General features: G+C 33.5%; 13 protein-coding genes. 10 read left to right on the forward strand and 3 right to left on the reverse strand.

Annotation, left to right across the window (positions count from 1 at the left end; all coding sequences use genetic code 11):
- Positions 1–158 precede the first annotated feature (158 nt).
- The 3 genes from adhE to BCELL_RS22530 all read left to right on the forward strand — a co-directional run bounded on the left by adhE (position 159) and on the right by BCELL_RS22530 (position 4,207).
- Positions 159–2,783 carry a bifunctional acetaldehyde-CoA/alcohol dehydrogenase gene (adhE, locus tag BCELL_RS09890; RefSeq protein WP_013488574.1) on the forward strand — a complete coding sequence of 875 codons (2,625 nt, stop codon included), beginning with the start codon at positions 159–161 and terminating at the stop codon, positions 2,781–2,783.
- A 242-nt stretch (positions 2,784–3,025) separates the two neighbouring features.
- Positions 3,026–3,763, forward strand: coding sequence for a radical SAM protein (locus tag BCELL_RS09895; RefSeq protein WP_013488575.1), 738 nt, complete (start codon positions 3,026–3,028; stop codon positions 3,761–3,763).
- 183 nt (positions 3,764–3,946) lie between these two features.
- Positions 3,947–4,207 carry a hypothetical protein gene (locus BCELL_RS22530; protein ID WP_013488576.1) on the forward strand — a complete coding sequence of 87 codons (261 nt, stop codon included), beginning with the start codon at positions 3,947–3,949 and terminating at the stop codon, positions 4,205–4,207.
- Between the two features lie 57 nt (positions 4,208–4,264).
- Here the strand turns inward: BCELL_RS22530 and BCELL_RS09900 are convergent, their stop codons facing one another.
- Positions 4,265–4,789, reverse strand: coding sequence for a hypothetical protein (locus BCELL_RS09900; protein ID WP_013488577.1), 525 nt, complete (start codon positions 4,787–4,789; stop codon positions 4,265–4,267).
- Positions 4,790–5,079: 290 nt separating this feature from the next.
- The gene (locus tag BCELL_RS09905; protein WP_013488578.1) at positions 5,080–6,375 is read right to left on the reverse strand and encodes an MFS transporter; all 1,296 of its coding nucleotides are present in this window, start codon (positions 6,373–6,375) and stop codon (positions 5,080–5,082) included.
- A gap of 208 nt (positions 6,376–6,583) precedes the next feature.
- On the opposite strand from BCELL_RS09905, the gene BCELL_RS09910 reads away from it, so the two are divergent.
- From BCELL_RS09910 to cls, 5 genes are all read left to right on the forward strand, one after another.
- Positions 6,584–7,012: a DUF4395 domain-containing protein gene (locus BCELL_RS09910; RefSeq protein ID WP_013488579.1), complete on the forward strand. Its 429-nt coding sequence runs from the start codon at positions 6,584–6,586 to the stop codon at positions 7,010–7,012.
- 135 nt (positions 7,013–7,147) lie between these two features.
- Positions 7,148–7,924, forward strand: coding sequence for an SDR family oxidoreductase (locus tag BCELL_RS09915; protein ID WP_013488580.1), 777 nt, complete (start codon positions 7,148–7,150; stop codon positions 7,922–7,924).
- Positions 7,925–8,332: 408 nt separating this feature from the next.
- Positions 8,333–8,473, forward strand: coding sequence for a hypothetical protein (locus BCELL_RS22535; RefSeq protein ID WP_013488581.1), 141 nt, complete (start codon positions 8,333–8,335; stop codon positions 8,471–8,473).
- 265 nt (positions 8,474–8,738) lie between these two features.
- Positions 8,739–9,362: a CAP domain-containing protein gene (locus BCELL_RS09920; RefSeq protein WP_013488582.1), complete on the forward strand. Its 624-nt coding sequence runs from the start codon at positions 8,739–8,741 to the stop codon at positions 9,360–9,362.
- A gap of 173 nt (positions 9,363–9,535) precedes the next feature.
- Entirely contained in the window at positions 9,536–10,978 is a 1,443-nt protein-coding gene (gene cls, locus BCELL_RS09925) for a cardiolipin synthase (protein ID WP_013488583.1), read from the forward strand.
- A gap of 110 nt (positions 10,979–11,088) precedes the next feature.
- Here cls and BCELL_RS09930 read toward each other — a convergent pair whose 3' ends face one another.
- Positions 11,089–12,144, reverse strand: coding sequence for a sulfite oxidase (locus BCELL_RS09930; RefSeq protein WP_245546980.1), 1,056 nt, complete (start codon positions 12,142–12,144; stop codon positions 11,089–11,091).
- A gap of 146 nt (positions 12,145–12,290) precedes the next feature.
- On the opposite strand from BCELL_RS09930, the gene BCELL_RS09935 reads away from it, so the two are divergent.
- Positions 12,291–13,295 carry a DoxX family membrane protein gene (locus BCELL_RS09935; RefSeq protein WP_013488585.1) on the forward strand — a complete coding sequence of 335 codons (1,005 nt, stop codon included), beginning with the start codon at positions 12,291–12,293 and terminating at the stop codon, positions 13,293–13,295.
- A gap of 194 nt (positions 13,296–13,489) precedes the next feature.
- The gene (locus tag BCELL_RS09940) at positions 13,490–14,356 is read left to right on the forward strand and encodes an FtsZ/tubulin family protein (RefSeq protein ID WP_013488586.1); all 867 of its coding nucleotides are present in this window, start codon (positions 13,490–13,492) and stop codon (positions 14,354–14,356) included.
- The last annotated feature ends 76 nt before the right edge of the window (positions 14,357–14,432 follow it).

Genomic DNA, 14,432 nt, shown 5'->3' on the forward strand with positions numbered 1-14,432 from the left:
CATTATCACATAAAATGTAATATAATTGAGTTGTAAAGGGATAAAGGAAAATTATTACTCCATGAAACAACTCGCGTGAGTGGTAATGAAGTTATCCTAATATAGTTTAATGAATTTATGTGAAATGTTTCACAAATATTTAATTGGAGGTAATAATTATGGCTGTTGAAGAGAGAGAAGTTAAAAAAGTGAACGATGTTACAAAGATGATTAATGATTTAGTAGCCAATGCTAAAAGTGCGCATGAAGAATTTTTGCATTTTGATCAAGAAAAAGTAGATGTCATCGTAAAAGAGATGGCACTTGCTGGGTTAGATCAACATATGCCTTTAGCAAAAATGGCTGTTGAAGAGACAAAAAGAGGAGTATATGAAGACAAAATCATAAAAAATATATTTGCTACCGAATATATTCACAATGCAATTAAATATAACAAGACGGTTGGCATTATTTCTGAAAATGAACATGAAGAAATTATTGAAGTAGCTGAACCAGTTGGTGTAGTAGCTGGAGTTACTCCTGTTACAAATCCTACTTCTACAACAATGTTCAAAATACTCATTTCGATTAAAACAAGAAACCCAATTATATTTGCATTCCACCCTTCTGCACAGAAGTGTAGTGCTAAAGCTGCAGATGTATTGTACGAAGCTGCTGTTAAAGCTGGTGCACCGAAAAATTGTATTCAATATATTCACCTACCATCTATTGAAGCTACACAGCAATTAATGAACCATCCAGGTGTTGCAGTAGTATTAGCAACCGGTGGTGCAGGAATGGTTAAATCAGCATATAGTACAGGAAAACCAGCATTAGGAGTTGGACCTGGAAATGTCCCTTGTTATATTGAGAAAACTGCAACTGTGAAGCAAGCAATTAATGATCTTATTCTATCTAAAACTTTTGATAATGGAATGATTTGTGCCTCTGAACAAGCTGTGATCATTGATAGAGAAATTTATAATGAAGCAAAACAAGAGTTAATCAGTAATAAATGTCATTTCCTTACAAAAGATGAAATTAAAAAGCTTGAAGAATTAGTTTTCCCTGGTAGTAATGCTGCACCTGGCACATATTGTGCAATCAATGGTGATATTGTTGGTAAATCAGCCGCAACTATTGCAAAAATGGCTGGTTTTGAAGTGGCAGACGATACAAAAATATTAATAGCAGAACTTAAAGCTGTAGGAATGGAACACCCTCTTTCAAGAGAAAAACTTAGCCCAGTTTTAGCTTGCTATAAAGTCAATAGTACTGAGGAAGGTTTCAAGCGTGCTAACGAAATGCTAGAGTTAGGTGGATTAGGACATTCTGCTGTTATTCATACGAATGATGAAGAAATTATGAAGCAATATGGTATTAGAATGAGAGCTGGAAGAATTATAACAAATAGCCCATCATCACAAGGTGCAATCGGAGATATTTATAACGGTTATTTACCATCATTAACACTTGGGTGCGGCTCTTACGGAAGGAATTCAGTTTCACAAAATGTAGGAACACTTAATTTAGTAAACTATAAAAAGATAGGAAAGAGAAAAAATAATATGCAATGGTTTAAAATTCCACCAAAAGTGTATTTTGAGAAGAATTCAACACAGTATTTAGAAAAAATGCCTGACATCTCTAGAGTACTGATTATCACTGACCCTATTATGGTGAAAATGGGTTATGTCGATAAAATTGCTTATTACTTGAACAAACGTCAAGACAAAGTACAATATCAAGTTTTTTCTGATGTAGAGCCGGATCCATCTATCGAAACTGTTATGGCAGGGGCAGAGATGATGCACAAGTTCCAACCTGATGCCATTATTGCTCTTGGTGGAGGATCACCAATGGATGCAGCAAAAGGTATGTGGTTGTTCTATGAATATCCAGAAGTAGAGTTCCATGGTTTAAAACAAAAATTCCTTGATATTCGTAAGCGTGTATTTAAGTACCCTAAACTTGGAAGAAAAGCACAATTTATTGCCATACCAACAACATCAGGTACAGGTTCAGAAGTAACCTCATTCTCTGTAATTACAGATAAATCTTCAGGGACAAAATATCCGTTAGCTGACTATGAATTAACACCTGATGTCGCGATTATTGACCCAACGTATGTGAAATCAGTTCCGAAAGTAGTTACAGCTGACACTGGAATGGACGTATTAACTCATGCATTAGAAGCTTATGTATCTGTCATGGCAAACGATTATACTGATGGCTTAGCAATTAAAGCAATTCAATTAATCTTTGAATATTTACCACAAGCATATGATAATGGAAACAATGAGTTAGCGAGAGAAAAAGTTCATAATGCATCTACAATAGCAGGAATGGCTTTTGCAAATGCATTCTTAGGAATTAATCATAGTTTAGCGCATAAATTAGGGGCTGAGTTCCATATCGCCCATGGCCGCTCTAATACGATATTAATGCCACATGTTATTCGTTACAATGCAACGAAGCCAACGAAATTTACTGCATTCCCAAAATATTCTCACTTTAAAGCAGATGAGAGGTATGCGGAGATTGCGAGAATCTTAGGCTTACCAGCTAAAACGACAGAAGAGGGTGTTGAGAGCCTAATTGATGCAGTTATAAAATTAGCAAAACGACTTGAAATTCCAATGAGCGTAGAGGCTTGCGGTGTTTCAAAAGAAGAATTCGAAGCTAAAGTTGATTATTTAGCAGATCGTGCTTTTGAAGATCAATGTACTACTGCAAATCCGAAGCTACCACTTGTAACTGAATTGGCAGAAATTTATCGTAAAGCATATAAAGGGATTAAATAGTAATGAAGAGGTTGACTCAAAGGTTGATTTTCACCTTTTGGGTCAACCTTTAAGCAATGCTTGGAGCCACCGCAGTAACTATAGAGGACGCGGTGAGTGTCCATTGTCAGTATTTTTTATAGATTATGGACACCATCTTATTAAAGATTAGCAAATACACTACAATAGTTCTTAATGGTAAAAAATGCTAAGATTTATTGGGATTCCTCTGAAACATAATAACGCTCGAAGGTTGTGGTCATATGAAAGGTTATGTTCATAAGTTTAAGCTAAACTTATATGAATATGGGCCTGGAATTTGCTTTACGATTTCTTTACAAGGGTGTCCATTGATGTGTCAATTTTGCAATAATCCTGATACATGGCATAAAAGGTCTGGTTTGTATATAGGATCAAAATTGATGATCAACGAAATAATAAATTATACTCCATATATGAGAACGATTAAAAACAGTGGTGTTGTCATAAGTGGTGGTGAACCTCTCATGCAGCCTGAATTTACATACGCTTTGTTAAAGCAATGCAAAAAATTAGGGTTAAAAACGACACTTATTACTTCAGGTTCGTTAATTCCAAATAATATAAATGAGATCATTGATGTAACGGATTTAGTGATCTTGAATATTAAGCATATGAATGAACAAGAGCACATACTACTAACTGGACACTCCAATAGAAATACAATCAAGCTAGCAAAATACTTACATTCTGAGTCTAAGGAAATGTGGTTAAGGCATATATTACTACCAAGTGTTACGAACAATGTAGCGCATTATAAAGAACTCGGTTGTTTATTAGCTTCTTTACCGAATGTTACTAAATTTGAACTGTTACCATATAAAAAAGATGGGGAATTAAAATGGGAAGCAATGGGGTTGATAAACCCTTTTAAGTCAATGGAAGCGCCTTCGACTGGAGAATTACAGTATGCTGAACATGTTATCTTCTCAGCAAAAAATCATAAGGAAAGTTTATTGTAAATAATATAGTGGTGGTGTTTCAATAGGATTTACCCTATGAACACCATTTTTTATTTTGAATCAGCGAAACGTTTCATATTAGTTTTGATGAACTTTTATAAGCTTTCAGACATAATCATATAGAGTATTAAAGTTCACAGTATTCATTATAGTAAAATAGTTCTCTCAAAGGGGGGCGTGAAAGTGAGCTTTTATTATTTCTTATGTGCATTTTTTATTTTAATACAAATTCATAGTGCAATGTTCATCCACATGTTTTGGCAACGTTACAATTGGTTAAAATATACATTTTCACTACTCATTTTATCGGTTGGTATCATCGTCCTCATTTTTCAAATGATAACTGGTTGGCATAGTAGTTTTATTATAAGCAGTGGAGTAATTATGATTATTACAACCTTAATAACAATACCGGTCATAACCCTATTATGTAATCACTCATAAGCGAATGGGGGGATTACTATCTCCCTCATTCGCTAATGTAGTTACGTACATTCGACCTTAAACAGCTGGTGACCAATAAATTTCTCCATATTTTTCTTTTTCTTGTATCTCAATAGCAAAGTGATGCTTTTTATAAAAGTGCTTCAAACGATCGATGTGATCCCAATCTCTTTCACATATTTCACCTGTAATATATTGAATGTTATTATTAAGAGCATGATCTTTTAAAAACTTCATACATACAGAACCGAAACCACGATTATGTGCACCTCTAATATCATCAATGTGAATTTCGTTATTTTTGTATTGTGCATGTATAGAGAAATCCCATTTCCCAAGATAGGGAGTTTCACAATCATGTAGCATCACTTTGCATACATGTCCATCATCTATTATATACACAATGACCCATTTTTCTTCTTTAGTTTGTTCAATACCGAGTATTTGACTTCTTTTAGCAATCTCTTTGATGTTTTCACGCATGCGATACATTTGAAATTCTAAATCCTCTAGCTCCTCAATGATATCACTTTTTTTCTTCTCATCTTTGTTATCAATCAGGGCTTTTGGAGTATAAGTCATTACGATCTCCTCCGTTAATATTAAATGAATTAAATTATATTATATATATTACATATATATGGCTTTCTGATTAGTGCGTGTATGCGCTATACAAGTTAAATATTTTACAATACATAGAACCGAAGTTCAACAAAAAAGCTGTTATCTAAGGGAATAAATCCATTCGATAACAGCTTTTTATGAAAATATCAGAATATGATAGCAGTGAATATCACGGCGTAAGTCAACTTTTAAGTGTTCTATACATTGCTTAAGGTTGAGTTAAAAGATAAAACATCCTGTCTATCTAATTAACAATGTTGACCGCAGCCTTTCCTAGTATACCAATACCAACATACAGCTAAACTCACTAAGTAGTAGCAAATAAAAATGATTAAAGCGACATTTGCGTTTCCGGTCGATTCGATAGACCAACCGAAAATTTTCGGAATGAAAAATGCACCATAGGCAGCTAATGCTGCAATAAGACCCATGACAGGGGCAGCTTGCTTTTCTTCAACTATATATGGCACCATTCTAAATGTAGAGCCATTAGCAATTCCAGTACCGGCGAACAGCAGAAGGAAACTAATTAAGAACCCAATGAAGTTTTGTATATTTAAGAAAAATATGGCACCACCTGTTCCTAACATCATTACGATTATGGTCCAAAAAGTCACTCTTGCACCACTGTTAACTTTATCTGACAACCAACCACCTGCTGGTCGTAAAGATGCGCCAATTAATGGACCTAAAAACGCAAAAGCTACAGCATTTATCTCTGGAAACTCAGCTCTAATTAACAAAGGAAATGCTGCCGCAAAGCCAATGAATGAACCAAAACACATGATATATAACCAAGCCATGATCCAGAAATGTTTCAGCTTCAATACTGAAAGCTGACTTTTCACACTTTGCTTTGTATTGGGTAATTCATCCATAAAAAATATTGTTAAAATAGTTGCAACAATAATAGGAACTACCCAAATAAATGCAGCATTCTGAATGTATACTTCAGAACCATCTGGCAATATTTGAGCACCACCAGTAATGGCTCCTATAAACCCTAAGCCTATGACAATTGGAGTAACAAATTGTACGACACTTACTCCTAAATTTCCAATTCCAACATTAATCCCATTTGCTGTACCCTTTGATTGTTTTGGAAAAAATGGATTAATAGTAGCTGTTGAAGAAGCTAAATTTCCTCCTCCCAATCCGCATAAAGCAGCAAGTAATGCCATTGTGAAAAATGAAGTTTCTGGATTCTGCACTGCAAAACCAATTCCTATAGCCGGAATAAGGAGTACGACAGTTGTGAGTATTGTCGTTTTTTTCCCACCTAATAAGCCAGGTAAAAATGTGTAAACTAATCTTAATGTTGCACCAGTTAATCCAGGTAGTGCTGCAAGTGTAAATAATTCACTGTTTGTAAAGTTAAATCCAACATCATTTAACCTTGTTGCTGTAACAGACCATAGTTGCCAAATACAAAAAGCTAGTATTAGAGCAAATACAGAAATTTTTAAATTTTTATTAGCAATTCTTTTACCTTTTTCTTCCCAAAATTTGTTGTCCTCAGGATTCCATACTGTTAATTTTTCCACTTGTGTTCCTCCTACTACATATCGTTTGACATATGAGATGGTAAGTATCAGTACTACAAAACGTTTTGTAATTTAATAAAACCATTTCTAAAAAGAAGTGTATGTGATATTTATCACGTGTAATTCTCGTAAGACTTTTTTATTGTTATTTGTTACTATTTTTGTCATAATTCTAAGTAAGCATATAAGAATTAAAGGAGGCTGAAGAATGAAGGGAATTCCTGTTTCTTTAGTAAAAGCGAATCAGTCTATGTTAGTAGCATTGACTACTTTGTCAATATTGTTACAAAATGTTTGGATCCTGTTAATAACATTTCTAATTATAATGACATCACTCATCTTTGGGGGAAAAGCAAATATTGCATTTATTGTAAAGAAAATGATTACTAAAAGAGATCTTTCGCAGGATGATACAGAATCGGCTGTTTTAACACGATTTAATCAATCAATTGCTGCAAGTCTGCTTTTTGTTGGCTTATTAGTCTTATTTATTTCTGAACATTGGATTGGTTGGGTATTCGTAGCAATGGTCACGGTAGCGGCAACTGTAGCCTTATTAGGATTTTGTATAGGGTGCTTCATGTATTTTCAATTTAAACAACTAAAATATAAATGGAAAACTCGAAATAGTAATTAATACATTCTTTTCGGCGTTCTCCTTTAAACCTGAATCATGCTAGCGAAAGTGTTCGCCAGTTATCGATTCAGGTTATTTATAGTTTTACTTAAGTTGGGTATTATACATTTGGAAATGATTTTAGGAGGTTTCTATATGTATAAAGATTCCGAGGTTGCTGTCATCACTGGTGGAGGATCTGGCATAGGCAAAGCAGCTGCTTTAAAGCTAGCTAAGGAGGGTTATTTTGTTTATATCATTGACTTAAAAGAAGAGAGGGGTAAAACGGTTAAGAATCAAATAATAGACAATGGGGGAAGCTCGGAGGTTTTAGACATTGATGTAAAAGATGAAGCGAGAATTATAGAAGGATTTCAACAAATTAAGGACAATCACACTTCTGTTCAAACAATTTTTATTAATGCCGGAATAAACGGAATATTAAGTCCAATTGAAGCGATGTCAATTACTGAATGGGAAAATACTTTAGAAACAAATTTAAGAAGTACATTTTTATTTGTTAAGCATAGTATTCCCTTAATGAAACAAGAGGGGGGAAGTATTATTATTACTAGTTCAATAAATGGTAATCGTGTATTTTCCAATATTGGTATGTCTGCTTATAGTACATCTAAAGCAGGTCAAGTTGCTTTTATGAAAATGGCAGCGTTGGAGCTTGCGAACTATCATATTAGAGTAAATGCGATCTGCCCTGGAGCGATTACGACGAACATTGGTGAAAACACAACAGAAAAACACGAATTAGATAATGTGAAAATTCCAGTCAATTATCCAGAAGGTAATCAGCCTTTAGAGCATGGTCCTGGTTCTCCAGAGCAGGTTGCTGAACTTGTATATTTCCTCTCATCAAATGCATCTAGTCACATAACGGGTACAGAAATTTATATCGACGGTGCAGAATCCTTACTATAATAAGAAAAAAGTTAGAAAGTTGAATAAACTTCATCACTCATTTTCTAAAATTACAAAAAAATGTATCTTCTCATTTTAAAAAATTTGCTTGTTAACTAAACTTTGTTGTCACTTTTCACCACAGAATATTCGCTTGTCTCTTCTTTTTCCAGTCCCTCGATGCAACGAACAGAACTATTGCTACTTTAAAGACATGTTGCATCATTCCTTTATCGCTTCTAAGAAAAAACTAAAAACGAGCTTCACCAAACTCGTTTTTAGTTTTTCTTATGCTTTTAAACACTTTGCCTGTAAGGGGCGATCATAATGCAATTTCAGTGTATTAAATATACCTCCATCTTTTCTGCTACACATTGTAACATAAGAAGAATGTCATAAATAGTATAGTGGTAAGAGGAGGGGAATGATATGAGCACTAATAAAGAGCTAGAAAAAATATTAGAAGAAGCAAAAAAAGTAGACGAAGAGAGATGGGAAAAATTGAAGTTGATATTGGAAGATCACAAAAATAAAAAAGTTAGCGATCAAAAGAAAAAAGAAGGGAACTAACCTTCTTTATTTTTTTGGATTTTGACAATAAACAATGTGAGAAACATTTCTCATTTAAGAAAAGTGTAGATTTTGCGATATGTGGTATTCGAAGTTTTCTACTTTTTAATATAATGCACACCTAAAGATTTGAAATTCAATCTATTTAATCTCATCAATGAGACAAGCAATTGCGATTATCTAAAAAAATTAAATTTACATACATTACTTTTCATTGAAAGATACAAACTATTTTATGTAAATAAAAGAACATAGGAGGTAAAACATGATAAAAAAATTAGTAGCAATTACATTTGCATTAATGTTCCTTTTCCCAGTAGCGGCCCAGGCACAAATTCAAATGTTTGATGAACCGCCATTTGAGCACTATAAAGTATCTAGGGGAGATTCATTTTGGTTTATTGGACAAAGGTATAACGTTGATTATCGTGAGCTTATGAGACTTAATCCAGAAATTGATCCTTATAATATGCAAGTTGGCGAGGTAATACGATTAAAAGAATCAGCAGAGCACCATAGCCAATTTGAAGATCAAGTTGTGCAATTAGTCAATCGTGAAAGAACGAATAGAGGCTTACAGCCACTACAGCACAGAGCTGACCTAAAAAACGTTGCTCATAGAAAAGCCGAAGATATGATTAATTCAAATTACTTTTCACATAATAGCCCAAATTATGGGTCCCCTTTTGACATGATTAGGTCATTCGGGATTAATTATCAAGCAGCAGCAGAAAACATTGCAAAAGGCCAAACTACTCCAGAGCAAGTTATGAACTCATGGATGAACTCCCAAGGGCATAGACAAAATATACTTAATGGTCAGTTTGACACGATAGGTGTTGGGTTTTATCGTGGTGCTTGGGTACAACTATTTATTAGAGCAAGATAAAAAATAAATTGGAAATAAGAAAGCACCTCTAAATTGGGGTGCTTTCCTTAGTATAAAATAATAAGTGGTGCGACCAACTAGATAACTAATGAATTTGCTTTCTTTTTTCGCACTATTAGCTACTCTGTGTGATAAGATGTTGGTAAATACATATTCGTTAGGTAGGTTTTAAGATGGCCTCTATACTATTAACAACTTTATTTATTATTAACATCCTCTTTGCAATTGTCATCATATTTATTGAAAGAAAAGATGCTTCTGCTACTTGGGCATGGTTAATGATTTTATTTTTTATCCCTTTTTTGGGCTTTATTATTTATTTATTCCTTGGACAAAATTTAACGAGAAGGAGATTGTTTGATTGGGAAGGAATACGCAAAATAGGAATTGAAAATTTAATAAAGGAACAAATCAGGCAAATTAAGAATAAAAACCATACATTTAATAATCCAATTGTTGACCAATACCGTGACCTAATCTTTATGCATTTAGTAAACAACGACTCTATCCTTACGAAAGGTAATGACATAAATATTTTAGTTGACGGGGAGAACAAGTTTAATGAACTCCTTGCTGATATTGTCGCAGCTAAACGATTTATTCATATACAATATTACATATTCAAAAATGATGAATTAGGTTCAAAAATAATTAATTTACTTGTTGAAAAAGCTAAACAAGGTGTAAAAGTAAGAGTATTGTACGACGAATTAGGTTCTAGAAAGCTAAAGAGAAAACATTTTTCAGAGCTAGAGGCTGTTGGAGGAGAGGTTGGTGTCTTCTTCCCTTCAAAGCTTGCATTAATTAACATTAGGTTAAATTATAGAAATCATCGTAAGCTAGTAGTGATTGATGGTGTTGTTGGATATATTGGAGGGTTCAACGTAGGAGATGAATATTTAGGGAAATCCAAAAAATTTGGTTATTGGAAAGATACTCATCTAAGGATAAAAGGTCCAGCAGTTGATGCTATACAAACGAGATTTATTCTAGATTGGAATCAAGCTTCAAAGCGTTATCAAATTGATTATCATGAAGATTATTTTCCTAAGAAACAATATAACGGCACAGCAGCTATCCAAATCGTATCAAGCGGACCAGATTCCGAGTGGGAGCAAATTAAAAATGGATATATAAAAATGATTATGTCGGCAAAGGATTCAATCTTTATACAAACCCCATATTTTATACCAGATCAAAGCCTACTTGATGCACTTCGCATTGCTGCATTGTCGGGAAAAGATGTAAGAGTTATGATACCGAATAAGCCAGATCACCCATTTGTTTATTGGGCTACACTTTCCCATGTTGGTGAAATATTAAAAACGGGTGCTAAGGTTTATATTTATGAAAAAGGTTTTATTCATGCTAAAAAAATAATAGTAGATAAGCAAATAAGTTCTGTTGGAACTGCTAATATAGATATTCGTAGCTTTAAATTGAACTTTGAAGTGAACGCTTTTATATACGATGTGAAAACATCAGAGGCACTTGCTTTTTATTTTGAAAATGATATCGCTGATAGTACGGAGCTAACATTGGAATTATATCATAATCGATCGAGGACGATTAGATTTAAGGAATCGATATCGAGATTACTGTCTCCTATATTATAGCAGTCCCATCAGCTATTAAACCACACACCGAGCGCCCACTATAAGAAATCTTATTATAGTGGGCTTAAGGCACTGCGTCGACTCTGCACATTGCATAGAGGTACGTTCCCTTACTCAATGTTAATAAATGCCTTAGTTATTTCATTGTAACCATAGCCTTTACGGTTCCATAAGGCACTTTCCGGTTGAAAGCGACCATAAGAATCCTCAGCTTGAACTAATATGACATAATGCCCTTTCCTTTTAAAATGCCAAAGGAGCGACCATTGAACCCATGTATATGATTCAGTATTTGTAGATTTATTTAAATAAGCTGTTTGCCATGTCTGCCCTTCATCAACACTAACACGAACGGACTTTACTACTCCTTCACCTGTCCATGCAATACCTTTTATAAGATGTTTACTACTAGATAAAGTTGCATAATTTATAGGAGATTGAATAATACTATTAACATTTATTGAAGTAACAGGTTTTACATTAGCGTGATTAGGCGGGAGAGGATAATACATATAGTCTTCCGATTGGAATTGTCCATTAAATTTATTTTTAATAACAGTTATCTCAGAAAGCCATTTCACAGAGGCCATTCCATACCATTGTGGTACGATGAGACGAATAGGACCTCCAGCTTTATAAGAAATTGGTTTACCATTATATTTAAAAGCAACAATTGTATCTTTATGTAATGCTTTTTTAATTGGAAGGCTACGTTCAAAATGAACAACTCTCTTTTTTTTAACTCCTTTGTCTCTCCCTTTAAATACGACCTCATTCGCATTTCGATTAATTCCAGTACATAATAACAAGTCTCTCAGTGATACACCACTCCATTTCCCCTGACTTATAGCACCGTTCTCCCATTGCTCCCCGTATACTTTAGGACGAAAAAAAGAACGTTTATTCCCTGCACATTCCAACACACAATGGACAGTTCTAATTGGGTATTTACATATATCAGCTAGGGTAAATAAGATACTTTTTTGTACATGTCCACTAATAAAAATAGAGATATTCGTTTCAGGAGGGTAGGGGTATGAAAAATGGTTTCTTATAAATTTCAGGTGTGTAGGAGTATTAGTGTCATGGAGAAAGTGGATTGGTGACTCTTTATTTTCTGGATAAAGGTTTCGAGTGTTTAATGATAGTTTATGTAATTTTTCCATATTCATAGTTTTCTCCTTTCTATTTATAACCATTATATGGTGAATACACGTTATTAGTACAAAGGAGATGAGCCGAAAGTGAATAAATTCATTCGAAAGAGTAATCATATTAACGCTTATAAATTTATGTTAAGAGGTGGAAATATATGAAGAGGCTTTCTACTGCTACTGCATTGATTACAATTATATTTGTTTTATTTATCCCGTTTGTTGTATCTAGTCATGTTAAATGGTTTACAGATGTAATACCAGAAAAAGAAATGATTGAAAATATTATTAGTCCCTTTTTTATTGTAATGACAATTATTATTGCCATCATTTTAGCTATTTTACCGCAAATGCTTCCTAAGTTAATGGAATTTGAATGGTCTAGAAAAACCGATAGAAAGCTCGAAAAATATAGGCCGTTTACTTTTCCAATATTAAGATATGGCACAGGGTTAGCGTTAATAATCCAAGTTGTTACTGGTGGGTTGTTTGCACCAGAATTACAGTATGACATGTTAGTCGTTCCAATATTAACTTGGATAGCAATTATTTGTTTATTTATACCACATCGATATAGTACAAGGACAGCTGCATTTATCATATTATGTCTGTTTATAAATAAGCTATTTCAATATGGTGTATTCCACATGCTTGACTATGGATTCTATTTAGCTATTGTTTTTGTACTAATTACTGGAAAAACAAAATATGAACAATGGGGCTTTCCGTTTCTCTATTTAGCAACTGGACTTTCTTTATGTTGGGTAGCTGTTGAAAAATGGGTGTATCCCGTCATGGCAGTTGATGTCATTAATCACCATGGTGTTCCAACCTTTGGATTTTCACCTGAAATTTTCGTTAGTTTAACTGCATTTATCGAGTTTGTTGTTGGTTACTTACTTGTTGTAGGCATATTAAATCGATTGTTGGCATTTGTGTTAACAGGTATTTTCGTCATGACAACAATGCTTTTTGGTTTTGTTGAAATCATCGGTCATTTTATGATTCATATTATTTTAATCACATTTATTATAGAAGGAGTATCTTTTTACAAGCCACCTATTAAAATGCATAAAACTAAAGTCGATCAAATAATATTTGTTTTCCTGAATTTTATATTTGTTTTGTCCACCATTATGTTGATTTATTATCGCTTTGCTTGAACTAAAATTCATTATCTCCTATACAAGGTTATAAAATAGAAATTTTATATTCCTATTTGAATAAGACAGGATAAGAGGTATGATGAGTGAATTACTTATAGTCCGACAAATATATCGACCGATGCAACGACGGCAATTGACAGGAATTTTGTCCCTTTCCATATATAATAAAATTTAGAGGGAGGGAGAAAGAAATGGATAACTCCATAACAATATACGAACTAAAACAAGAGCTTCATGAACAGGATTTACAATATTTACTTCATCATCAACAGCAAAGCATTTGTTTTTTTCGATTTACTGGTGGTAATCAAAGTGAAACAGATGCTCTATATGAAAAACTATATAAATTAAAAGATGGACAAGCCCTCTTATTTGTCATTTTTAGATTTCCATTCCGATTCGAGGGCAAAAAAAGAATGGAAACAGCCATCATGCAGTATTTCAGACTAAAAGAAATTAGTGATGCTATTATATATTTTAATAGTGATGGAATGATGGAAACAATTGAATCGAAAACTTCTATTATCGATGCTAATAAAATCTTTGACAAGATTGAAGCAGCACCAATAAGAAGTATTCGAGAAATGATACAACATACTGGAGATATTAATATAGATGTTCATGATTTAAAAACGTTTGTTAGTAATAAAGATGGCGCTTTATTTGTACGAACATTTGAAGGGAAAACATTTGATGAGCCATTAAAACACTTTATTTCAACACCGTATTTACCATCAGATTTTGCTGAAGGAAATCAGCTCATTGTCAATATAGGTTACTCACAAGACGTTCATATGGATACGTTTCGACAAATAAATTTAAGGCTAAATGACCTTTTTCATAAAGCAGAAATATTTAAGCTAGGCAGTTATGCAATGCAAGAACAAGGAGAAAAATTAAAGGTGACTATAATAGCCAATGGTATTGCTGATCCATTCGAGTGTCCTGATGAAAATATTACATCATTTCAGCGTGGATGGATGATGGAGAAATTAAATAGGGTGAAAATGTGGGGGAATTCCTTTAATAAAAAAGAAGTGAGAACAATGAAAAAATGAATGGAAATATGAAAAAAAGGACCATAAAGGCAGTTCATACCTTTATGGTCCTTTTTTAGATGAAACAAAGATAAAA

It is taken from the genome of Evansella cellulosilytica DSM 2522, assembly GCF_000177235.2.
Taxonomy (GTDB): Bacteria; Bacillota; Bacilli; order Bacillales; family Salisediminibacteriaceae; genus Evansella; species Evansella cellulosilytica.